At 61.8% G+C, this 22,168-nt stretch carries 19 protein-coding genes; 16 read left to right on the top strand and 3 right to left on the bottom strand.

Features of this window, described 5'->3' with window-relative positions; translation table 11 throughout:
• The first annotated feature begins 403 nt into the window (after positions 1-403).
• The 7 genes from XB14_RS25395 to XB14_RS25365 are packed head-to-tail and all read left to right on the top strand — an operon-like array spanning position 404 to position 9,033.
• The gene (locus tag XB14_RS25395) at positions 404-2,563 is read left to right on the top strand and encodes a NosR/NirI family protein (RefSeq protein WP_077965653.1); all 2,160 of its coding nucleotides are present in this window, start codon (positions 404-406) and stop codon (positions 2,561-2,563) included.
• Positions 2,564-2,598: 35 nt separating this feature from the next.
• Positions 2,599-4,527: a TAT-dependent nitrous-oxide reductase gene (gene nosZ / locus XB14_RS25390; protein WP_077965652.1), complete on the top strand. Its 1,929-nt coding sequence runs from the start codon at positions 2,599-2,601 to the stop codon at positions 4,525-4,527.
• Between the two features lie 3 nt (positions 4,528-4,530).
• Positions 4,531-5,859 carry a nitrous oxide reductase family maturation protein NosD gene (locus XB14_RS25385; protein ID WP_077965650.1) on the top strand — a complete coding sequence of 443 codons (1,329 nt, stop codon included), beginning with the start codon at positions 4,531-4,533 and terminating at the stop codon, positions 5,857-5,859.
• Positions 5,825-6,724 (top strand): ABC transporter ATP-binding protein, encoded by a 900-nt coding sequence (locus XB14_RS25380; RefSeq protein ID WP_077965647.1) that lies wholly within the window; start codon positions 5,825-5,827, stop codon positions 6,722-6,724. Before XB14_RS25385 ends, XB14_RS25380 begins: the two co-directional genes overlap by 35 nt.
• Positions 6,721-7,542, top strand: a complete 822-nt coding sequence (locus XB14_RS25375; protein ID WP_077965645.1) for an ABC transporter permease — start codon at positions 6,721-6,723, stop codon at positions 7,540-7,542. The genes XB14_RS25380 and XB14_RS25375 overlap by 4 nt, the downstream gene beginning before the upstream one ends.
• Positions 7,539-8,117 (top strand): nitrous oxide reductase accessory protein NosL, encoded by a 579-nt coding sequence (locus XB14_RS25370; RefSeq protein WP_077965643.1) that lies wholly within the window; start codon positions 7,539-7,541, stop codon positions 8,115-8,117. The genes XB14_RS25375 and XB14_RS25370 overlap by 4 nt, the downstream gene beginning before the upstream one ends.
• Positions 8,118-8,121: 4 nt before the next feature.
• A complete protein-coding gene (locus tag XB14_RS25365) occupies positions 8,122-9,033 on the top strand; it encodes an FAD:protein FMN transferase (RefSeq protein ID WP_077965640.1) in 912 nt (303 codons plus the stop codon).
• Positions 9,034-9,428: 395 nt separating this feature from the next.
• On the opposite strand, the gene XB14_RS25360 is transcribed toward XB14_RS25365, so the two are convergent.
• The 3 genes from XB14_RS25360 to XB14_RS25350 form a co-directional block, all read right to left on the bottom strand.
• Positions 9,429-9,839, bottom strand: coding sequence for a type II toxin-antitoxin system VapC family toxin (locus tag XB14_RS25360; RefSeq protein ID WP_077965639.1), 411 nt, complete (start codon positions 9,837-9,839; stop codon positions 9,429-9,431).
• Positions 9,836-10,069, bottom strand: a complete 234-nt coding sequence (locus XB14_RS25355) for an AbrB/MazE/SpoVT family DNA-binding domain-containing protein (protein WP_077965634.1) — start codon at positions 10,067-10,069, stop codon at positions 9,836-9,838. Before XB14_RS25355 ends, XB14_RS25360 begins: the two co-directional genes overlap by 4 nt.
• Positions 10,070-10,213: 144 nt before the next feature.
• Positions 10,214-12,304 (bottom strand): alpha/beta fold hydrolase, encoded by a 2,091-nt coding sequence (locus XB14_RS25350; RefSeq protein ID WP_077965630.1) that lies wholly within the window; start codon positions 12,302-12,304, stop codon positions 10,214-10,216.
• Positions 12,305-12,418: 114 nt separating this feature from the next.
• On the opposite strand from XB14_RS25350, the gene XB14_RS25345 reads away from it, so the two are divergent.
• The 9 genes from XB14_RS25345 to XB14_RS25305 all read left to right on the top strand — a co-directional run bounded on the left by XB14_RS25345 (position 12,419) and on the right by XB14_RS25305 (position 22,165).
• Positions 12,419-12,652, top strand: a complete 234-nt coding sequence (locus XB14_RS25345; RefSeq protein ID WP_077965629.1) for a hypothetical protein — start codon at positions 12,419-12,421, stop codon at positions 12,650-12,652.
• 391 nt (positions 12,653-13,043) lie between these two features.
• A complete protein-coding gene (gene dtd, locus XB14_RS25340) occupies positions 13,044-13,487 on the top strand; it encodes a D-aminoacyl-tRNA deacylase (protein ID WP_077965626.1) in 444 nt (147 codons plus the stop codon).
• 385 nt (positions 13,488-13,872) lie between these two features.
• The gene (locus XB14_RS25335) at positions 13,873-15,459 is read left to right on the top strand and encodes a Re/Si-specific NAD(P)(+) transhydrogenase subunit alpha (RefSeq protein ID WP_077967696.1); all 1,587 of its coding nucleotides are present in this window, start codon (positions 13,873-13,875) and stop codon (positions 15,457-15,459) included.
• Positions 15,460-15,478: 19 nt separating this feature from the next.
• Positions 15,479-16,912 (top strand): NAD(P)(+) transhydrogenase (Re/Si-specific) subunit beta, encoded by a 1,434-nt coding sequence (locus XB14_RS25330; RefSeq protein ID WP_077965623.1) that lies wholly within the window; start codon positions 15,479-15,481, stop codon positions 16,910-16,912.
• Between the two features lie 963 nt (positions 16,913-17,875).
• Complete coding sequence (locus tag XB14_RS25325; protein WP_077965614.1) at positions 17,876-18,376, top strand: NADH-quinone oxidoreductase subunit J; 501 nt, start codon at positions 17,876-17,878, stop codon at positions 18,374-18,376.
• Entirely contained in the window at positions 18,376-18,678 is a 303-nt protein-coding gene (gene nuoK / locus XB14_RS25320; RefSeq protein WP_077965613.1) for an NADH-quinone oxidoreductase subunit NuoK, read from the top strand. Before XB14_RS25325 ends, nuoK begins: the two co-directional genes overlap by 1 nt.
• Before the next feature lie 4 nt (positions 18,679-18,682).
• Positions 18,683-20,146: a monovalent cation/H+ antiporter subunit D family protein gene (locus tag XB14_RS25315; protein ID WP_077965612.1), complete on the top strand. Its 1,464-nt coding sequence runs from the start codon at positions 18,683-18,685 to the stop codon at positions 20,144-20,146.
• On the top strand, positions 20,143-20,397 hold the full coding sequence (locus tag XB14_RS25310; RefSeq protein WP_077965607.1) for a hypothetical protein: 255 nt from the start codon (positions 20,143-20,145) through the stop codon (positions 20,395-20,397). Before XB14_RS25315 ends, XB14_RS25310 begins: the two co-directional genes overlap by 4 nt.
• On the top strand, positions 20,390-22,165 hold the full coding sequence (locus tag XB14_RS25305) for a Na(+)/H(+) antiporter subunit D (protein ID WP_077965601.1): 1,776 nt from the start codon (positions 20,390-20,392) through the stop codon (positions 22,163-22,165). The genes XB14_RS25310 and XB14_RS25305 overlap by 8 nt, the downstream gene beginning before the upstream one ends.
• Positions 22,166-22,168: the final 3 nt, after the last annotated feature.

Raw genomic sequence — 22,168 nt, 5'->3', positions numbered from 1 at the left:
ATGTTTGCACACGCAACCCTGGGCTCGCCGCTGGACACTCTTTCACTGTTCGAAGGTGGCGCCGTCGTGACCTCACCAGGCATGACGGTGATCCCCCAGCACGAGCCGAGCATGGTTTGAAATTGATCGCACTCGCTCAGGTGCCGTGGTCGTCGCTAGCTATCCACTGCTCGGTTTCGTGGTGAGGTATGCCATAGACCGGCCCATCCGACTTCGAAGGCTTCGTTCTCGCGCCGGCTAACGGCATGACGCTCCTCAGCGCCTCCTGCAAATCACTGCGTGCACGCGTTGTGCCGCGCAAAGATTGCGATCAACGAAGCTGTCCTTGTTTGAGCTAGATCAACGAATGTCCCGCGCCAACGTTCCAATGCTCCGGCAACGATTTGCGGGAAAACGCTCTGGAATGAAACTCTTCCGTCTTGTCCTTCTGCTCTGCCTCAGCCTGTGCGGCGCCGTATCCGCTAGCGCTGCATCGGTGCTGCAAGAGTTTTTGCCGGCCACCACAGCCTCGGATCTTGTGCCAGGAGCGGACGGTTTTGGCACTGTGCGTGATGATGTGGCGGCGGCCCCGGTGCTGAAGGGCGGCCAGACGGTGGCGTGGGTTTTCGTGACCTCGGATTTCGTCGGAACGACCGGCTATTCCGGCAAGCCGATCCATACCCTCGTGGCGGTGGACAAGGATGCGAAGATCGTCGGCGTCCGGCTGGTGAAACATTCGGAACCCATCGTCCTCATCGGCATTCCCGACGCCAAGGTAAAGGCGCTGGTCGCCGGCTACGCCGGCCTCGACCTCGTCGCGGAAGCGAAATCCGGCGGCACGACCCATGAGGTGGATATCATCTCGGGCGCGACGGTGACCGTCATGGTCATCGACGATTCGATCGTCCGGTCCGGGCTAAAGGTTGCGCGCGCGCTCGGGCTTGGCGGATTGACACCGGAAGCGGACAATGCCGGCCCGCGCTTCGAAATCGATCCCGCGGCTACCGCGCCGGCCGACTGGGTCGAGGCAGAAGGTGACGGCACGCTGCGCCGCCTGTCGCTCGACGTTGCGCAGGTCAATGCTGCTTTCGCCGGCCATCCCGATGAGCGCGCCCGCGAGCGCTCGATTGCGCAAGCGCCGGAAACGACATTCATCGAGATGCAGGCGGCACTGGTCTCGGTCCCTTCCATCGGCAAGGCCTTTCTCGGGGCAGCCGAAGAGAAAAACCTTCAGGCTTGGCTTGGCGAAGGCGAACAAGCGATCGCCGTGGTCGGACGCGGGCTCTATTCCTTCAAGGGATCAGGCTATGTGCGCGGCGGCATCTTTGATCGCATCGTGCTGATCCAGGACGATGTTTCCGTTCGCTTTCGTGATCGCGACCACCGTCGCCTGGGCGCAATCTCGCTTGCCGGTGCGCCGGAATACAACGAGATGGACCTGTTCCGCATTAAGGCAGGCCTCGGCTTCGACCCGACAAAACCTTTCCGCATACAGCTCCTGGCCCAACGTGAGGTTGGACCGGTCGATAAAGTCTTTCATACCTTCGATCTGGGTTACCAGCTTCCGCAGAAGTATCTGCGTGCTGTCGCGCCACCACCGGTGAAGGACGTTGCAGCCGTTGCTGATCGTGACGAGGGGACTGCACAGTCCGACCTGTGGAAACGCATCTGGGACGACTCGAAGCTGAAGATCGTCGTGCTCGGCGCCATGTTGGTCGTGCTGACGGGCGTGTTCTTCTTCCAGACATATGCGGTCAGGAACGCGCGAGCGTTCTACATCTTTCGCATCATCTTCCTGACGGTAACGCTGGTCTTTCTTGGCTGGTATGCCAACGCGCAGCTTTCTGTCGTCAATCTGATGGCGCTCTTCGGCAGTCTCGTCAACGGGTTCAGCTGGCAGGCTTTCCTGCTCGATCCGCTCACCTTCATCCTATGGTTTGCCGTTGCCGCGGCACTCCTGTTCTGGGGACGAGGAGCCTATTGCGGATGGCTCTGCCCCTTCGGCGCACTGCAGGAGCTGACCAACCAGATCGCACGCAAGCTGCGTATCCCGCAATGGACATTGCCATGGGGCCTGCACGAGCGGCTCTGGCCGATCAAATACATGATCTTCCTCGGCCTTTTCGGGGTCTCTCTGATGAGCGTCGAGCAGGCAGAGCATCTGGCCGAGATCGAGCCATTCAAGACAGCGATCATCCTGAAGTTCATCCGCGCCTGGCCATTCGTGGCCTATGCCACAGCACTTCTCGTCGCCGGGCTCTTCGTCGAGAGGTTCTATTGCCGCTACCTCTGCCCGCTCGGTGCGGCGCTTGCGATCCCTGCGCGCATACGCATGTTCGACTGGCTCAAGCGCTACCATGAATGCGGCAACCCCTGCCAGACCTGCGCCCACCAATGTCCGGTGCAGGCGATCCACCGGACCGGCGAGATCAATCCGAACGAGTGCATCAACTGCCTGCACTGCCAGGTGCTCTACCAGTCCGAAACCGTCTGCCCCGTCGTGATCAAGAAGATGAAGTCGCGGGCGAAGCTTGCGGCAAGCCCCGGCGGCATGCCGACCCATCAACCCGCAGCCAAAGTTTAATCGAAGCCAAGGTTCAAGCAAAAAGGAACCAGATCATGGAATCAAAGGAACACAAGGGACTAAGCCGGCGAGCACTTTTCAGCGCGACTGCAGGCAGCGCCATTCTGGCGGGCACTGTAGGGCCGGCCGCACTCAGCCTCGGCGCTGCAGGATTGGCGACACCGGCCCGTGCGGCGACAGGCGCCGATGGCTCGGTCGCACCGGGCAAGCTGGATGATTACTACGGCTTCTGGTCCTCCGGTCAGACCGGCGAAATGCGCATTCTCGGCATTCCCTCGATGCGCGAACTGATGCGCGTACCGGTATTCAACCGTTGCTCGGCCACCGGTTGGGGGCAGACCGATGAATCGATCCGGATCCATCAGCGCACGATGTCGGAGAAGACGAAGAAGCAGCTTGCCGCCAACGGCAAGAAAATTCACGACAACGGCGACCTGCACCACGTCCATATGTCCTTCACCGACGGCAAATATGACGGCCGCTACCTGTTCATGAACGACAAGGCCAATACGCGCGTGGCGCGCGTGCGCTGCGACGTGATGAAGACCGACGCCATCCTGGAGATTCCCAACGCAAAGGGTATCCACGGCATGCGTCCGCAGAAATGGCCGCGTTCGAACTATGTGTTCTGCAACGGCGAGGACGAGGCGCCGCTCGCCAACGACGGCTCGACGATGACGGACGTGGCGACTTACGTGAACATTTTCACCGCTGTTGATGCCGACAAGTGGGATGTGGCCTGGCAGGTGAAGGTCTCGGGCAACCTCGACAATTGCGATGCCGACTACGAGGGCAAGTGGGCGTTCTCCACCAGCTACAATTCGGAAATGGGCATGACGCTGGAGGAGATGACCAAGTCCGAGATGGACCATGTCGTCGTCTTCAATCTCGCCGAGATCGAGAAGGCGATTGCAGCCGGGCAATATGAGGAGATCAACGGCGTCAAGGTGGTGGACGGGCGCAAGGAGGCCAAGTCGCTTTTCACGCGCTACATTCCGATCGCCAACAATCCGCACGGATGCAACATGGCGCCGGACAGGAAGCATCTGTGCGTTGCCGGCAAGCTCTCGCCCACCGTCACCGTGCTGGACGTGACGAAGTTCGATGCCCTGTTCTACGACAATGCCGAGCCGCGCAGCGCGGTAGTGGCGGAGCCTGAACTGGGCCTCGGCCCGTTGCACACGGCCTTCGACGGACGCGGCAACGCCTATACTTCGCTGTTCCTCGACAGCCAGGTAGTGAAGTGGAACATCGATGAGGCGATCCGCGCCTACGCCGGTGAAAAGATCAATCCGATCAAGGACAAACTCGACGTTCAGTATCAGCCCGGCCACTTGAAGACGGTGATGGGCGAGACGCTGGATGCCGCCAACGACTGGCTCGTTTGCCTGTGCAAATTCTCGAAGGACCGGTTCCTGAATGTCGGGCCGCTGAAGCCGGAAAACGATCAGTTGATCGACATTTCCGGTGACAAGATGGTGCTGGTCCATGACGGCCCGACCTTCGCCGAGCCGCATGACGCAATCGCCGTCTCCCCCTCGATCCTGCCGAACATCCGCTCGGTCTGGGATCGCAAGGATCCGCTATGGGCCGAAACGCGCAAGCAGGCTGAGGCCGATGAGGTCGACATCGACGAATGGACCGAGGCCGTGATCCGCGACGGCAACAAAGTTCGTGTCTACATGACCTCGGTCGCGCCCAGCTTCAGCCAGCCGAGCTTTACGGTGAAGGAGGGCGACGAAGTCACGGTCATCGTCACCAATCTCGACGAGATCGATGACCTTACCCATGGCTTCACCATGGGCAATCACGGCGTGGCGATGGAGGTCGGGCCACAACAGACGAGTTCCGTCACCTTCGTCGCGGCCAATCCTGGCGTCTACTGGTACTATTGCCAGTGGTTCTGCCATGCCCTGCACATGGAAATGCGCGGTCGCATGTTCGTGGAACCGAAGGGCGCCTGATCGATGCGGCTGTCCGTTCTCCTGATCGGCTTTCTTCTCGCCTCTCCGCTCTTAGCGGCGGAGCGCGCAGTCGTGCCGGGTGCGGGCAGTCTTGCCGCAGCCATCGCCGGGGCTCAACCCGGCGATGTGCTGGTGTTGACCGACGGGGCCTATGACGGCCCCGTCACCATCGACCGGCCACTGACGGTCACCGGTCCGCGTGGAGCGGTGGTGAATGGGCTTAAGCAGGGTAGCGTGGTGACGATTGCCGCGTCGGATGTCACCTTGACGGGGTTCACCGTTACCGGTTCGGGCCGCATCAACCAGGATCTCGACGCCGGGGTCAAGATCGTTCAAGGCGCCGATCGCGCCCGCGTCGAAAAACTGCTCGTCACCGACAATATGCACGGCATCGACGTCCATGGCGGCCGCGACACGATTGTCTCCGGAAACGAGATCATCGGCACGCGCAGCGCCCGCATGAACGAGCGCGGCAACGGCATCTATGTCTGGAACAGCCCCGGTACGCTGCTTCAAGACAATATTATCCACTACGGTCGCGACGGCATCTTTTCGAACGCCAGCGCCGACAGCATCTATCGCCGCAACATCATGCGCGACCTGCGCTTTGCCGTGCACTTCATGTACACCCGCAACACCGAGGTTTCCGACAACATCTCGATCGGGAACCATCTCGGCTTCGCGATCATGTTTTCCAATCGCGCGAAGATCCTGAACAATCTCAGCCTCGGCGACCGCGAGCATGGGCTGATGCTGAACTATGCCAACAATGCCGACGTCTCAGGCAATCTGGTGCGCGGGGGCACGAAGAAATGCCTCTTCATCTACAATGCCCACAAGAACCTGGTCTGGGGAAATCGCTTCGAGAGCTGCGGCATTGGCATACATTTCACCGCCGGTTCGGAAAAGAATGTGCTGACAGGCAACGCCTTCATCGCCAACCGCGAGCAGGTCAAATACGTCGGCACCCGCAATATGGAATGGAGCCATGAAGGCCGGGGGAATTTCTGGTCCGATCATCCGGCCTTCGACCTCAACGGCGACGGCATTGCCGACAGTTTCTACCGCCCCAACGATCTGATGGACCAGATCCTCTGGTCGCAGCCGGCGGCAAGCCTGCTCACCGGCTCGCCCGCCGTGCAGATCGTTCGCTGGAGCCAGCGGGATTTTCCCGCCACGCTGCCTGGAGGCGTGCGCGACAGCGCGCCGCTGATGCGGCCCCTGACCATCCCTGTCCCGCTCGAAATCCTTGCCTATGAGGCGGAGGCCGAAGGGCGCTGGACTGAAGGAAATTACGATGACACCGACGCTGACAATCTCCAGGCTCACTAAGCGCTTCCAATCCGTGGAAGCGCTGAAGTCCGTTTCCCTGGCGCTGGAGCCGGGACGGCGCGCGGCACTGCTCGGCCATAACGGTGCGGGCAAGTCGACGATGATGAAGATCGTGCTTGGTCTCATCCCCTTCGACAGTGGTGACGTTTCGGTCTGCGGCATGGCGCCCGGTTCGTCCGCCGCGCGGACGCAGGTGGCGTATCTGCCGGAGAATGTCGCCTTTCACCCGGCCTTGACGGGAGAGGAGCAGCTTCGCCACTATCTTGCACTGCGTGGCGAAAGCCCGAAGCTGGCCATAGAACTTCTTGCGCGGGTCGGGCTTGGTCACGCGGCGCGGCGGCGGATCGGTACCTATTCCAAGGGCATGCGCCAGCGGGTAGGCCTGGCGCAGACGCTGATCGGCCGCCCGCGTCTGCTAGTGCTGGACGAACCGACCTCGGGCCTCGACCCGGTGTCGCGACGGGACTTCTATGACCTGCTCGACGGGCTGGCCGCAGAAGGAACCGCCATCCTGCTCTCCTCCCACGTGTTGACCGAGGTGGAGGCCCGCACGGACCGCATCCTCATCCTTTCCGGTGGGGAACTGGTGGCAGAAGGTACGCTTGCCGATCTTCGCACCCGTGCGGCACTTCCGGTCGCCTTTTCCGTTCGCCCGGCGCCCGGCCATGCGCCGGCGCTGGCAGCGACCTTTCCCGAGGGTGTGCAAGGGGAGGACGGTCTCTTGCGCCTTCGCGGTTCGCAGTCGGAAAAACTGCCGCTCCTTGCCCGCATTGCGGCGCTTGGGAGCGCCGTTGCCGATCTCGATGTCATCCCGCCCAGCCTCGAGGACATCTACAGCCACTTCAGCCGGAGGGACGGGCAATGAACCGCATCCTTGCCACCGCCGTCAGCGAATTCCGTATTGCTTTCCGCAATCGTTGGGTCTCGATCGCCACCGGCATGATGGTGCTGTTCGCCCTGGTGCTGGCCGCCGCCGGATCTGCCCCGACGGGCGATGTCGGCGTCGACCGGCTCTCCGTAACGGTCGCCTCGCTCACTTCGCTTGCTGTCTATCTGGTTCCGCTTTTGGCATTGCTGATGAGTTTCGATGCGGTTGCAGGCGAGGTGGAACGCGGCACGTTGCCACTGCTTCTCACCTATCCCGTCTCGCGCCTGCAGATCCTGCTCGGCAAACTGCTGGCGCATCTCGCAATCCTCGGTCTTGCCGTGACGCTTGGCTACGGCGCGGCGGCGCTCGCAGCCGTCTGGTTCGATCCTGGAGCGACCGAGGGGCTCGGTGCGTTGTGGCGGTTGATCTGGTCCTCGGTGCTGCTGGGTGCGACCTTTCTTGGCACCGGCTATGCGCTTTCGGCTTTGGCGCGACGGCCGTCGGGGGCGGCGGGCTTGGCGATCGCCCTCTGGCTGGCGGCGGTCGTGCTCTACGACCTCGCTTTGTTGGCGCTAATCGTGACGGATGGAGGCGGCGCCTTCACAACACAGGCATTGCCCGTCGCGCTGCTCGCCAACCCGGCCGACGCCTTTCGCGTCTTCAACCTCTCGGCCGCTCAAGCCGTTTCGGCCGCCGGCGGACTGGGTGGTGCCGCGGGCACGATCCCGCTCTGGCAATCGGCGGCCTCCCTTCTCCTCTGGCCACTCGCTGCCATCGCGCTTGCCGCCGCAGCCTTCCGAAAGGTGACCCCATGAGGAACCGACTTCGCTCCGCGCTGCTCGTTACGGGCTTGGCGCTGCTTTCCGCCTGCAAGGAGGACGTAGCCCAAAGCATAGTGCCGCAGGACATGACGCCCGAGACCCTCGGTCATTATTGCCAGATGAACCTTCTGGAGCACCCCGGCCCGAAGGCCCAGATCTTTCTTGAAGGAAGCCCGGCGCCGCTTTTCTTCAGTCAGGTGCGCGACGCGATCGCCTATGCTCGCGGGCCGGAGCAGATTGCGCCGATCCTCGTTATCTATGTCAATGACATGGGGGCTACGGGGGCGACCTGGGACCAGCCCGGTGACGGCAACTGGATTGTCGCCGACAAGGCGTTCTATGTCGTCGGCTCTGCCCGGCGGGGTGGTATGGGTGCGCCCGAAGCCGTGCCGTTTTCAACTCGCGATGAGGCTGCGGCCTTCGTCCTTGCCGAGGGCGGTAAGGTGCTCGCGCTTGCCGATATTACCGATGCCATGGTTCTGAGCCCGGTGGAGACCGGCTCGGAACAGGGAGCGGACGACGATTATCTCGGCCGTCTGCGTGCACTGCCCCATCCAGCCGGAGGTTGACCCCATGCTGCTGACCCGACGCCGCCTGATCGCAATATCTGCAGTTCTGGCAACAGCGCCCGCCATCGCCCGCGCCAACGCGACAACCCGTTTCTGGACAGGTCAGGCCCTAGGCGCGCGCGCCTCGATCCGGATTGAACATCCCGGGGCCGACGCCATCGTCGCCCGGGTCATGGCCGAGATCGACCGCCTGGAAAACGTCCTCAGCCTCTACCGCCCGCACAGCGCGCTTTCGCGGTTGAACCGCGATGGTCATCTTCAAGATCCGCCGTTCGAGCTTTTGGAATGTCTGTCACTGGCCGACGCAGTCCATCGAGCAAGCGGCGGGCGCTTCGATCCGACGGTCCAGCCGCTCTGGACGCTCTGGGCTCAATCGGCCGCAAACGGCACGCGACCCGGCCCGGCAGACGTTGCGCGAGTGCGCGGCAATGTGGGCTGGGGCAAGGTCAAGCTTGAAGCAGCGGCGATCACACTGCGTCCGGGCATGGCGCTGACGTTGAACGGCATCGGCCAAGGCTATGTCGCCGACCGGGTAGCCGTATTGCTCGATGCTGAGGGCCTGACGGACATTCTGATCGACACAGGCGAGTTCCGTGCGCTCGGTGGACAGCCGGGCGGCGGAGGATGGCCGGTGCGATTGGAATCGGGCGAGCGCCTGCCGTTGCGCCAGCGCGCGGTGGCTACCTCCGCCCCTCTGGGCACAACCTTCGATCAGGGAGCCAGAGACGGACATATTCTCGACCCCGTGACCGGAATGCCCGCGCCAGCAAACTGGCGCTCTGTGTCGATCTCGGCACCATCCGCCGCCATAGCCGACGCACTGGCGACAGCCGCATGCTTGATGCCGGATGTAGAATCGATCCTTGCGATGAACGGGCATCTTAAGGATGCCCGCCTGGAGGCTGCGTCAATGTAAGTGGTTCGGCTAACGACGGCAGTCGCGGGCTTGAGAATGCCCAGATCGATCTCGGCTTCATCCGCCCGGTCGAGGCCCGGCCCGAGGACGATCCAACAATTTCGCAGGCAAGAACTTGGTCGGCTGGGAATTTGGTTGCTGCAAGCAGAAGCATTCATTCAGACTGGCGCGCGCCCGCTCATTTCCTACCTCGTCGAACCGCTGGCAGATCAGTTCAACAGGCTATGTGGGAGGAACAGTGCGGATCGCCTTGAAAGGCTGCGGTGGGCACGGCAGTTGCAGTTTCTCGGGCGCTATGTAATTGCGGCACCATGGGATCCCTGCAGTTCGACGTTCGTTCGCGTGGGATCGCATAATGTTATCCACCGGAACTGCGCCTCCCATGAACGGCTTCATCAGGTTGGCAAGTCTGGCGCAATCAGCGTCAACGTTGGGAAATAGGTGCGATAACGGCCGACATCGCGTGTGAGCAGCGGATATCCGCTGATCGCCGCGTGCGCACCGATGAAGAAATCAGGGAGCACCCCCGTCCGCGTTCCCCCTGCTTTGCGATATCGTGTGAAAACCTTGCTTGCCAGAAAGAGGGCCTCCCGTGGTACCGGCGCCAGTTCCAATCCGGCTTGATCAAGGAAGCCCTCGACATCCTCGATCCGATCGTAGCGGACGGCGAGTTCGGCGTAGACGATATCGTTAATCCAGAGCGCTCCTGCAAGGCTTGCGGCTTCGAGCTGCCCGATCGACCAATCGGCCCAAGTTGGATCATCGGTAACGACGTCGAGAAGGACATTCGTGTCTACGAGTATCACGGTTCGCCACGCGTAAGCGCCATGATCGCCTCGGTATCGAGGCCCTTGCCCGCATGCCCTCGTAGTTTCGCGAAGCGGCTAGGTGGCTGCTTTTTCGCAGCATGGACGAGGACGACGCTTCCATCTGAAGTGCGTCGGAAGTCTATCTTACTTCCAGGCACGATACCCAAGAGATCGCGCACCGGCTTGGGAATTGTAATTTGCCCCTTGGATGTAACTGTCGTCGTCATGGCCGGACCCGTGTAAGGAATGATTTATCCAAGGTATTACTTTTTGTTGCGGTTTTCAAGGAATTGGTAGTTCGATTCCCTTCAAGGCGCCCATTTGTCTTGAGCAGAGGAGAGGAAAGGAAAGGTCATTCTGAATTCATGGATCTAGGAAAGCGGCCCAACGGAAAAGTACGGCCATGGGCCGGGGATCCCGGGCAGGTCGAACTGCCCGCGCGGATCAAACGAGAGGTTTGCACCGATGACGAGATCCCGCACGGTGCGGGACGCGATGATATCGCCCGGTCCCGCGCAGCCTGCAAGTCCCGCGGCAAGCCGCAAGACCGGTCCGGCATAGCGGCCGTGGTGCTTTTCGCACTCGCCGATGTGAATGGCTGCTCGCACATTCAGGCCGATATGATTCAGGCGACCCCGGAGATCGAATGCACAGGCGATCGCCTGGCTGGGCTGCCGGAACCCGGCGACAAGCCTGGACTCCCGGAGATCGATCGCCTCACCGTCGGCGGCACGAAGCTGTCGAGAGGCGTCATCCTGCCAATCTTTCATCCGACCGGAGGATGAGCTGTTCTCGGGCGGGGATAGGGCTTGAATGTTCAGGTGCAAGACCGTCAGCAAGGTGCTTTCGGTCGGAACAGGCTGGGCAGATGCCAGGAACTGCCGGATTTCGTCGATCAGCCGTTCGGCATCGGCGCCCCAGATGATATGGTCGTCACCGGGCAGCTCCACATAGGTCGCGCCGGGAATGCGGCTTGCCAGATAACGCCCTTCTTCTGGCTTAACCCAGCGGTCGCCGGTTCGCTGGGTGACCAGGGTTGGAACGCGAATCGCCGGAAGGATCTCGCGCGCATCGATTTCGACGCTCCACCGCCACAAGGAGACCGCATCGGCGGGGGATGCCGAATTTCGCAGGTAAGCCGCAAACCATTCGCGTTCCACCATATTGTCGACGAGGCTCGGGGCCGCCCGGCTGAAGTCCGCAGGGCGGCCCCATTCCCGTTCGATGGCGAGCAGGTCCTCTTCGAGTTCCTCCCGAGTGCGCCCCCAGGGATAGTCCGTTGACCACAGACCTCGCGCATAGGCGCCGTGCAAGATAAGGGCGCTCGTGCGTTCAGGATAACTTGCGGCGAACAACATGCACATGAGGCCGCCTTCCGAACTCCCGAACAGGAACGTCTTCTGTGATCCGACCGCGTCCAGGACGGCACGAACATCCTGCATGCGCTGTTCAAGTGTCGGAAAGCCGGTGCCACGATCGGAAAGGCCCGTGCCGCGTTTGTCGATGCGGATCAGGCGGCAGAAGGAACCGAGACGGTGCAAAACGCGTGACAGTCTCGGCGACTCCCAAGCATAGTCCAAATTGGAAACCCAGCCCTGCACATAGACGAGGTCGAAGGGGCCGTTGCCTGTCACCTGGTAGGCGATGCTGACCCCGTCCGATTTCACGTAGAGAGTTTGAGGGCGGCCTTCAAACGGCACCTCTTCTTCTGGCGGCCGCCCGGCAATCGGTGCGGTGCGCCGCGCCCGCAGATCCTGGTAGAGAGCCTGTGTTTCTGGTTCGGGCTGGACGCCGAGCTGCTTGCGCAGCGTGTCGGCGCAGCGTTGGTATTGTGCGAGGGCGAGGTTGAATTGCCCCTTCGTCGCATAGGCGCGCATTAACGTGCGGTGTATGTCCTCCCGTAGCGGCTCGAGGCTGAGCAGGCGTGTTGCCGCGGGGACGGAGGCACCCGAGTCGTTTCCCGCGATGCGGCGGGTGATGAGTTTCTCCAGAACGGCAATGGCAAGCAGTCGCAACCTTTCCCGTTCGGTGCGAAGCCAGTCTTCGAACGGTTCTTCCGCAAGGTTGAAGCCTTCGAGGAGTTCTCCGGGATAGAGGGCGATTGCCTGTTCGAGGTCGTCCGTCGCAGAGCCGGCAGCCAGGGCCTCAAACTGCCAGACGTCAAGATCGGCATCGCGAAGGTCGAGTGTCACCCGGTCCCCCTTGATCACGAGCCATTCCCGTCCTGTCGCCTCCAGCGTTCGCCGCAGCACTGACAATGTTTGCCGCAGGTTCGTGCGGGCCTGCTCTTCGCTCAACCCGCCCCATAGCAAGGCGGCAAGTTTCTCGCGTGATTGGGAGTGTCCGGCCTGGAGCGCCAGATAGGCCATCAAGGCACGCGCCTTGCGCGTCGAGGCTGGAGACCCCGCAACAAGGCCCGCGCAGTCGAAACCGCCCAGCAGGGTGAGAAAGGGGCGTCTCATCGAATTCGCCAAGCCATCTTTTTACGAATCCATCACACGCGGCCTCACACCCTTTTGACGGGGACGGAGGATCGTTGCGGACGATGCCGCACGCCGAGGTTGGAGGGTAGTGCAATGAGTTTCATCCGTAAAGGCGAAGAGGATATGGGCACGGCAGCCGAGAGGCCCTGGTGGTGGACGCGCCTGCACGACCTATGGATTGCTGTCAACAATCCGGTTGTCCCATGGCACCGGCAGAGCGAACATCTTCTGCGGGATATCGGCAAGACCGCTGCCGATGCCGAACGGGAGGCGTATACGAGAAGCTTTGGCTCGTTTCGCCGATATCGTTTTCCGGATCGCGAGTAGGCCTGCGTTTGGCAAGCGGCCCTGACCGGGCGTCTAGGCCGCGAGCACTCGACGTTCACCGAGGCCACCGGAGTTCATGATCGATCGAACGCTTAAGTCCAGTGCGGTCAGCGCCTAAACTGCGAAGAAGACGTTAAGCCGCGGCAGCTGCCCCTTCAACGAAGGGCTTGTTCATTTGATGTTCCCGCTTTGTGCGTTTAGGATCGCATAATGTTATCGTCCGGAACGGGTGCTGTCGGGGCAGAGACGCGTCACGCACGGTTGCCCTTCATGCCTTCGATTACGATTTCCACGACAATTTCCTGGCCTGCGGCGCGCGGTTCTGGGCAGAGCTTGCTCGCGACCGCCTCGGAGCCGATAAGAGCGGGAGGCCATAGGGAGAATTGTTGCCATGAGAGCACTTGTCCAGCGCGTTTCATCTGCGCGCGTCACCGTCAATGATGTGGTGACGGGGGAGGTCGGCAATGGCTTGGTGGTCTTCGTGTGTGCGATGAAAGGGGACACTGAGAAGGAAAGCGAATGGCTGGCGCGCAAGATCGTCAACCTGCGCGTCTTTAGGGACCATGCGGATCGCATGAACCGTTCGCTTCTGGATGTGGGCGGCTCAGCTCTTATCGTCAGCCAGTTCACGTTGGCCGCCGAGACGAAGGGAAACCGCCCGGGCTTTTCTACGGCGGCACCACCGGAGGAGGGTAAACGCCTGTATGAGGATTTCTCCGCCAATGTCTCGGCCTTGGGCGTTGCCGTTGCCAATGGCGTCTTCGGCGCGGACATGCGGGTGGAATTGGCCAACGACGGTCCTGTAACGATCTGGTTGGACACGACATCCGGTTAAGAGGCCTCCGGTCGCGACAGCGCGCCTACCTCAAGATCGCGCTCTGTGCCAAGGAGCCCGTCGAACAGAATGTCTGGATCCCGTTCGAGCTCGTCACTCCCGCAAACTTGAGCAGCTACGAAAGCCGCAACTAGACCCTCCTCACAGGGCGCGGCACGAGGCGGATGTCGCCGTCGTGTCGCGCCGTTGTCTAGGCCTGCCGCTGACTTCCCGGGCACGCCCGCCGAATAAAATCGTTTAGGGAAAACTAAAAAGCGACAGAAATGGACGGATTCGCGGCAAGCCGTACTGGACAGTACTCTCCAGGTCTGCATGTTCTGCGGTTGCATTTGTTGAGGGACATAAGCGTTGCGTAGTCGGCGGGAGAGGAGAGACGAACATGGCGATCAAAATTGGGGCTCCGCGGGAATTAGCGGCAGGTGAGGCGCGGGTCGCGCTGACACCTGACAGCGCCGTGCAGCTTTCTAAGCTTGGCTACAGTAGCATCATCGAGACGGGCGCTGGCGTTTCCGCCGGTTTTTCCGATGATGCCTATCGGGCCGTGGGTGTTGAAGTGGCCCCGTCGGCAGAGGCGCTGTGGGCTTCTGCCGATGTGATCGTCAAGGTGCGGCCACCGCAGCATGCCGAGATCGCGCATTTGTCTGAGGAAAAGACGCTGATCTCGTTCTTCTATCCAGGCCAGAATGCCGAATTGCTGGAGCTTGCCCAGGCGAAGGGCGCCAACGTCATCGCCATGGACATGGTGCCGCGCATCAGCCGCGCGCAGAAGATGGATGCGCTGTCGTCGATGGCCAATATCGCCGGCTATCGTGCGGTGATCGAAGCAGGCAACAATTTCGGACGGTTCTTTACCGGCCAGGTGACGGCCGCCGGCAAGGTGCCGCCGGCCAAGGTCCTGGTGATCGGTGCGGGCGTCGCCGGTCTTGCGGCGATCGGCGTTGCCACTTCGCTTGGCGCCCAGACCTATGCCTTCGACGTTCGCCCTGAGGTCGCCGAGCAGATCGAAAGCATGGGCGCCGAGTTCGTCTATCTCGACTTTGCCGATGGTGAGGGGGGCGCTCAGCAGGACGGGGCGGCAACCGGGGGCTATGCGGCTCCTTCCTCGCCGGAGTTTCGCGAGAAGCAACTGGCCAAGTTCCGGGAGCTCGCACCTCAGATCGACATCGTCATCACCACGGCGCTGATCCCCGGCCGAGATGCGCCGAAGCTCTGGCTCGCCGACATGGTGGCCGCGATGAAGCCGGGATCGGTGGTGGTCGACCTTGCCGCTGAGCGCGGCGGCAACTGCGACCTGACCGTTACCGATCAACGCGTCGTCTCCGACAACGGCGTCATCGTCATCGGCTATACCGATTTCCCGAGCCGCATGGCCGCACAGGCCTCCACGCTCTATGCCACCAACATTCGCCATATGCTGACCGACCTGACGCCGGGCAAGGATGGCAAGCTCGTCCACAACATGGAGGACGACGTCATTCGCGGCGCGACCGTCGCCTTCAAGGGCGCCATCACCTATCCGCCGCCACCACCGAAAATCGCGGCGATCGCGGCGCAGAAGCCAAAGGAGAAGGTGAAGGAGCCGACGCCGGAGGAAAAGCGCGCCACCGAAGCCGCAGCCTTCAAGACCCAGACGAAGAACCAGCTGACGCTTCTGGCCGTCGGCACGGCGCTGCTGCTTCTCGTCGGCGCGTTTGCGCCGCCGGCCTTCATGAGCCACTTCGTCGTCTTCGTGCTTGCCTGCTTCGTCGGTTTCCAGGTCATCTGGAACGTCTCGCATTCGCTGCACACGCCGCTGATGGCCGTCACCAACGCGGTCTCCGGCATCGTCATTCTCGGCGCGCTGCTGCAGATCGGGTCGGGCAACTGGCTGGTGGTGCTGCTTGCAGCGCTCTCGGTGCTGATCGCCACGATCAATATCGTCGGCGGCTTCCTCGTCACACGGCGCATGCTCGCCATGTTCCAGAAATCCTGATCGGGCAGGGGTAAATATCATGATGATCGGTATCGTATCGGCCGCCTACATCGCGGCAGCCGTTCTCTTCATCCTCTCGCTCGGCGGGCTTTCGGGCCAGGAAAGCGCCAAGCGCGCGGTCTGGTATGGCATCACAGGCATGGCCCTTGCCATTGTCGCCACGGTCTTCGGACCTGAGGTCGGCAACTGGCTTGTCATCGTCCTGATGATTGCGGGCGGCGCCGTGCTCGGCCACTTTGTCGCCTCCCGCGTCCAGATGACCGAGATGCCGCAGCTTGTTGCTGCACTCCATTCCTTCGTCGGTCTTGCCGCCGTGTTCATCGGCTTCAACGCCCATATCGAAGCGGTTGACGTCGCCGGACTCGACGCGGCGGCCCGCTCGACGCTGACCGGTTTTGCCGCGATCCTCGCCCACAAGGAACCGGTGGAACTGTCGATCATGAAGGTCGAGGTCTTCCTCGGCGTCTTCATCGGCGCCGTCACCTTCACCGGCTCCATCATCGCCTTCGGCAAGCTCGCAGGCAAGGTCGACGGCAAGGCGAAGAAGCTGCCGGGCGGCCATCTGCTGAATGCCGGTGCGGCCCTTCTTTCGCTCGTGCTCCTGGTGCTCTACGTCAACGGCGCCGGCACCTGGACGCTGCTCGCGATGACACTCGCGGCCTTCTTCATCGGCTATCACCTGATCATGGGCATCGGCGGTGCCGACATGCCGGTGGTCGTGTCGATGCTGAACTCCTATTCCGGCTGGGCGGCAGCCGCCATCGGCTTCACGCTCGGCAACGACCTGTTGATCGTCACCGGCGCGCTGGTCGGCTCCTCGGGTGCGATCCTCTCCTACATCATGTGCAAGGCGATGAACCGCTCCTTCCTGTCGGTCATCCTCGGCGGCTTCGGCGCGACCACCGGCCCACAGATGGAAATCACCGGCGAGCAGATCGCCATCGATGCCGATGGCGTGGCCGCCGCCCTCAACGACGCCGACAGCGTCATCATCGTGCCGGGCTACGGCATGGCGGTGGCGCAGGCACAGCAATCGGTCTCGGAACTGACCCGCAAGCTGCGGGCCGCGGGCAAGAACGTGCGCTTCGCCATTCATCCGGTCGCCGGGCGTCTGCCGGGCCACATGAACGTGCTTTTGGCTGAGGCGAAGGTGCCCTACGACATCGTGCTGGAGATGGACGAGATCAACGAAGACTTCCACGAAACCGATGTCGTTATCGTCATCGGCTCCAACGACATCGTCAATCCGGCGGCCCAAGAGGATCCGAATTCGCCGATCGCGGGCATGCCCGTGCTCGAAGTCTGGAAGGCCAAACAGGTGTTCGTCTCCAAGCGTGGCCAGGGCACTGGTTACTCGGGCATCGAGAACCCGCTGTTCTACAAGGACAACACGCGCATGTTCTATGGCGACGCAAAGAAGAGCATCGATCAGTTGTTGCCCGCGTTGGCCTGAAAATCAAACTCGATGGGGCGTTATTTTGCCCCATCGACTCCCAAAGGTGGCGTTGAGAAGTTCTCATTTGCTGCTCTGGGGGCGCAATGTTCCGAGAGGAACCCATGCCAGGTGCACGCCACGGCGTTCGTTAGAATTGCCGCGTCCTATGTCTGTTGGGGGAAGTGACAGGGCGCGTCACGCAACTGTCACGCGCAATGCGCGGCGAGAACTGCTAAAAAGTAGAAGCCCGTCCCGTTGTTCGAGTTGCAAGATGCGCCGATACCTCTTTCATATCCATCTTCTTGGGAGCATCAGTCGCGATCGCACTGGAGCCTTTCATGCCACCGACAGCCGGGCGGTCGCCCACGGAAGGTCGGTCGCCGACGAGATCGCGGCAGACGACAGATATCGTAGCGTGGTCGTAACGGTTGAAAGGGCAGGTGGCGTCGTCCTGGCGCGAGTAACTGCAAGGAAAGCCATGCCACCCTGGCAGTCCGCAAGCTCGAGGCTCGAACACGCTTGGAGGGAGCTCGCCGGCTTGGATGTCGACCTGCTCGGAGGGGGCGCACCCGCCTTTTTTGGAAATGATGAAGCTTGTGGTGACCCGCGGCTTCGCAAGACAAGCTGATCAGCGGAAATTCATGATGTGTATCGATTTCGCCATTCATCAACAGCCTGGCGGATCGCTTGATCCCAGCTAACTGCTCAAGAGCATGAAGAACGTCGATCGTCGCCGTCGAGCCATTCGAGCCAGGCTTCGTTCATCTCCTCCCTCTTCGCTCGTGCCCCGCCAGGTGACCAAGAACGGGGCCAGAGGGCCATGGCTTGGGCGCCCACCGGACTCATTCAATGAGTTGCCGACAATATTCTTGTGAAAAATCGTTCCTTGGGGCACAATTTATAAACGCAACTGAAGTGCGGCGCTCCCTGACATCCGGCCGTCACGCGCCGCGGAACAGTTCGCGCGGGAGAGGCTGCGTCATGGGCCAGGGGTTCTTCCTTCTGTTTGCTGCGGGGGCCGTCGTTACCGCCCTGACAGTCGTCCTGGCACGGAACCCTGTTCATAGCGCATTGGCGCTCATGGCATGTTTCCTGCAAATCTCGGCAATCTTTGTCCTGCTCGAGGCGCCGCTGCTCGCGGTCGTGCAGATCTTCGTCTACGTCGGCGCCATCATGGTCCTCTTCCTGTTCGTGATCATGATGATCGACGTGCGTGAAGCGGTGTTGCAACGGTTTCTGCCCGGGCAAAATCTGCCTGCATTGACGCTGCTCGTCCTGCTGGGGCTCGAGATGCTTGCGCTTGTGCTCTGGAGCGGCCGCTTCTCCGCGGTTGCGCCGACCACGTCGCGGGAAGGCGACCAGGTCAGGCAGCTGAGCACGACGCTTTTCGCCGATTATCTCCTGCCGTTCGAGGTCGCCTCGATCATCCTTCTCGCGGCACTTGTCGGCGCCATCGTACTGGCTCGCAAGGAGTCCGGGTGATGGTTCCGCTCTGGTGGTACATTTCGCTCGCAGTGGTCCTCTTCGTAATCGGAGCCGCGGGTGTGCTGCTCAGGCGCAATATCCTGGTCGTGCTGATGTCTCTGGAGCTGCTCCTCAACTCGGTCAACATCAATTTCATCGCTTTCGGACGTTACTACGACGACTTTCGCGGACAGATTTTCGCGATCTTCGTCATCGCCATCACCGCGGCGGAGGTTGCCGTCGCCCTCGGCATTCTGGTCGCCCTCGTGAGGAACAAATCCACCCTCAAGATCGACGACGTGACGACGATGAAAGGATAGCGGCTTGGAACCGGTGTTATCAATCCGGCCGCTACTTGCCGTCGCCGTCGCAGGACTGGCGGCACTCGCAGTTCTCCTTTTGAACGAGCGCGAGAAAATCCGGGATGCCGTGTCGCCGCTGGCCGCGGTCGTCATGTTCGCGATCGTCATCTCGATGGCGCCTACCGTGCTTGCGGGCGGTACCATCGAACTGCGCCTGTTCGAGATCCTGCCGGGGATCGACTTCGCGTTCCGGGTCGATGCGCTCGGTATGGTGTTTGCGACCGTTTCCTCGCTCCTTTGGATCGTCGCGGCGGTCTATTCCATCGGCTACATGCGGCACTTGAACGAGCACGCGCAGACGCGCTTCTTCGCCTGTTTCGCCACCAGTCTCGCCGCCGCCGTCGGAGGGGCTTTCGCCGCCAATCTGTTCACGCTGGTGATCTTCTATGAGGTGCTGAGCCTCGTGACTTATCCGCTTGTCTATCACCACGAGGACGAAGCGGCATGGGCGGGTAGCCGCAAGTACCTCATCTACTTGATGGGCGCTTCGAAAAGCGTACTTCTGGCCGCGCTGGCGCTGACCTACCAGATTGCCGGATCGCTCGATTTTGTACCCGGTGGCCTGCTGGCGAAGGTCGATGCTTCGGCCCCACTGCTGACGGTTGTCTATTTCTGCTACCTCTTCGGCTTCGCCAAGGCGGCCGTAATGCCCATGCATGCCTGGCTGCCAGCCGCAATGGTTGCGCCGACGCCGGTCAGTGCCCTCCTGCATGCAGTTGCCGTGGTGAAGATGGGTGTGTTCTGTGTGCTGCGGGTGGTGTTCCATGTCTTCGGCGTGGACCTGGTCGGCAGGCTGGGGCTCGGTGTAGCCACAGCCTATCTCGTCTCCTTCACCATCCTTATGGCGTCGATCTATGCCCTGACCCGGGACGACCTTAAGGCTCGGCTCGCCTATTCGACGGTAAGCCAGCTCTCCTACGTGGTGCTGGGCGCCGTACTTCTTTCACCGGTCGCGATGATCGGCGGCATCATTCATATCGCCGTGCACGCCTTTTCCAAGATCACGCTCTTCTTCTGCGCCGGATCGATCTACTGCGCCTCGGGAAAACGAAACATCAGCGACATGGCCGGCATCGGTCGGCGGCTGCCCTGGACGATGGGGGCATTTTTCGTCGCGTCGCTCAGCATGATCGGCGTGCCGCCCACTGCGGGCTTCGTCAGCAAGTGGTATCTGACGCTCGGCTCAGTCGAGGCAGGCGAGATGGCGTTCCTTGTCGTCCTCTTGGCAAGCTCGGTCCTCAACGCCGCCTACTTCCTGCCGGTGAGCTATATCGCCTTCTTCGGGGCAGAGGCGCCGGGAGGGGCAGAACCTGTCCGCGAAATACCGCTGGTCACGATCCCGCTGGTCGCGACCGCCGCCTTGTCCGTGCTGATGGGCATCTTTCCCGGCTATTTCCTCGCTTTGGCGGAAGGAGTGGTTAGATGATCAGGCGTATCGTCGATTTCTTTGGCGACGCGGGCTATGCGAGACAGCGCCGCCGGTTGTTCTATCTCGTGCTGGTTGTCATCGTCGTCGCCGATTTCGTGGTTCCGCGCGAACACGCTGAACATCTCTGGGACCGCTTGCCTGGATGGTCTGCCGTCTACGGCTTCGGCTCCTGCGTGCTCATCATTTTCGTTTCCAAGTTCCTCGGCCATCAGGGCGGGCTCATGCGGCGCGAGGACTATTATGATTGATTTTGTCCATCCCGCCCTGTTGTTCATTCTCGGCGCCGTGCCGATCCCGTTCCTGACGGGATCGATCCGCAAGGTTTATCTGGTGCTGATTCCTGCCCTGGCGATCGTCGCAGTCGTCACGATGGAACCGGGAAGCTATGGCGCTGCGCGCTTCATCGGACAGGAAGTCCTGTTTGCGAAGGTCGACAAGCTCAGCATCGTCTTTGCCACCGTTTTCACCATCATGGCGCTGATCGGCATGGTCTACGCGCTGCACCTGCCGCGGGCCGGCCAGCATGTGGCGGCATTCGTTTATGTTGGCAGCGCGTTGGGCGTGGTGTTTGCCGGCGATTACTTGACCCTCTACCTCTTCTGGGAGGGCATGGCGTTTGCCTCGGCCTATCTGGTCTTCGCGCAGGAGAGCGAACGGGCAATCCGTGCCGCGTTCCGCTATCTGATGGTGCATGTGACAGGTGGCGTCGCTCTGCTCGGCGGTATCGTGCTCCACGGGCTTGCGGCCGGCTCGCTGCTCTTCGGCCCGATCGCGGGCGGGGCTGTCGCGGGAACAATGGACGCCGGCGGCTACCTGATCCTCACAGGCTTCCTCCTCAATGCTGCCGTGCCGCCGCTCAACGCGTGGCTGACCGACGCCTATCCTGAAGCGACCGTCACGGGGGCGGTGTTCATGAGCGCCTTCACCACCAAGACGGCCGTCTACGTGCTGGCGCGCGCATTTCCTGGAACCGAGCTCCTGGTCTGGCTCGGCGCGGCGATGGCGCTCTACGGCGTCATCTACGCGGTCCTTGAGAACGACTGTCGGCGACTGCTTGCCTACCACATCGTCAGCCAGGTGGGTTACATGGTGGCTGGTATCGGGATCGGCACCGAAATGGCCGTGAACGGAGCGACCAGCCACGCCTTCGCCCACATTCTCTACAAGGCGCTTCTCTTCATGGGAGCGGGGGCGGTGATCGAGGTGACCGGGCGGCGCAAGCTCACCGAGCTCGGTGGGCTCTACAAGACCATGCCGCTGACCGTTGCCCTCTATATGGTCGGCGCCTTCGCGATCTCGGCCTTTCCGTTCTTCTCGGGGTTCGTCACCAAGTCGATGGTGATTGCCGCCGCCGGACAGGATCACAGGGCGCTCGTGGTTCTGGCACTCACCATGGCATCGTCAGGGACGTTCCTGCACACCGGCCTCAAGCTGCCGTACTACATGTTTTTCGGGCACGATCGAAAACTGGAAGCCCGCGAGCCGCCCCGCAACATGCTGGTTGCCATGGGTATGGCGGCGGCGCTGTGCATCGCGATCGGTGTAGTCCCGGGACCGCTTTATGCGCTCCTTCCCTATCCGGTCGCCTTCGAGCCCTATACGGGTGCGCATGTCACCGAGAGCCTCGGTTTGCTGATGTTTACCGCGCTGGGCTTCATCCTGTTCCTGAAAGCGCTCGATCCGGAAAACACGATCAGCATCGACACGGACTGGTTCTATCGGAAGGGCGCGCGAGCGTTCCTGTGGCTCTCCGAGAAGCCGCTGGCACGCTGCGAAAAGGCGGTGAGCGATGTGTCTGACTCGGTGGCGCTGCCGCTCCTGCACGGCGCAGCGCGCGCCGGACTACGGGTCGATCTCAACGGCGTCGATGGTGCCGTGAATGGCCTCGCCCGCGCCATCCGTGATGGCGGCGGCGCTCTGCGGCGCCTGCAGACCGGCGTCGTCACTCACTATGCGCTGGCGATGATCGCCGGCGTGATCGCGGCGATCGCTGTTTTTGCCGTTGTGTGGCAGTAGGGG

The sequence above is a fragment of the Ensifer adhaerens genome, from assembly GCF_002007205.1.
Lineage (GTDB): Bacteria > Pseudomonadota > Alphaproteobacteria > Rhizobiales > Rhizobiaceae > Ensifer > Ensifer adhaerens_D.
The sequence above is the reverse complement of the archived record's forward strand: the minus strand, read 5'-3'. Positions and strand labels throughout refer to the sequence as shown.

Bases quoted from the DNA above. Each gene is read 5' to 3' on its own strand.
- XB14_RS25395 (WP_077965653.1), top strand. From the start codon at position 404: ATGAAACTCTTCCGTCTTGTCCTTCTGCTCTGCCTCAGCCTGTGCGGC.
- nosZ (WP_077965652.1), top strand. From the start codon at position 2,599: ATGGAATCAAAGGAACACAAGGGACTAAGCCGGCGAGCACTTTTCAGC.
- XB14_RS25385 (WP_077965650.1), top strand. From the start codon at position 4,531: ATGCGGCTGTCCGTTCTCCTGATCGGCTTTCTTCTCGCCTCTCCGCTC.
- XB14_RS25380 (WP_077965647.1), top strand. From the start codon at position 5,825: ATGACACCGACGCTGACAATCTCCAGGCTCACTAAGCGCTTCCAATCC.
- XB14_RS25375 (WP_077965645.1), top strand. From the start codon at position 6,721: ATGAACCGCATCCTTGCCACCGCCGTCAGCGAATTCCGTATTGCTTTC.
- XB14_RS25370 (WP_077965643.1), top strand. From the start codon at position 7,539: ATGAGGAACCGACTTCGCTCCGCGCTGCTCGTTACGGGCTTGGCGCTG.
- XB14_RS25365 (WP_077965640.1), top strand. From the start codon at position 8,122: ATGCTGCTGACCCGACGCCGCCTGATCGCAATATCTGCAGTTCTGGCA.
- XB14_RS25355 (WP_077965634.1), bottom strand. From the start codon at position 10,069: ATGACGACGACAGTTACATCCAAGGGGCAAATTACAATTCCCAAGCCG.
- XB14_RS25350 (WP_077965630.1), bottom strand. From the start codon at position 12,304: ATGAGACGCCCCTTTCTCACCCTGCTGGGCGGTTTCGACTGCGCGGGC.
- XB14_RS25345 (WP_077965629.1), top strand. From the start codon at position 12,419: ATGAGTTTCATCCGTAAAGGCGAAGAGGATATGGGCACGGCAGCCGAG.
- dtd (WP_077965626.1), top strand. From the start codon at position 13,044: ATGAGAGCACTTGTCCAGCGCGTTTCATCTGCGCGCGTCACCGTCAAT.
- XB14_RS25330 (WP_077965623.1), top strand. From the start codon at position 15,479: ATGATGATCGGTATCGTATCGGCCGCCTACATCGCGGCAGCCGTTCTC.
- XB14_RS25325 (WP_077965614.1), top strand. From the start codon at position 17,876: ATGGGCCAGGGGTTCTTCCTTCTGTTTGCTGCGGGGGCCGTCGTTACC.
- nuoK (WP_077965613.1), top strand. From the start codon at position 18,376: ATGGTTCCGCTCTGGTGGTACATTTCGCTCGCAGTGGTCCTCTTCGTA.
- XB14_RS25310 (WP_077965607.1), top strand. From the start codon at position 20,143: ATGATCAGGCGTATCGTCGATTTCTTTGGCGACGCGGGCTATGCGAGA.
- XB14_RS25305 (WP_077965601.1), top strand. From the start codon at position 20,390: ATGATTGATTTTGTCCATCCCGCCCTGTTGTTCATTCTCGGCGCCGTG.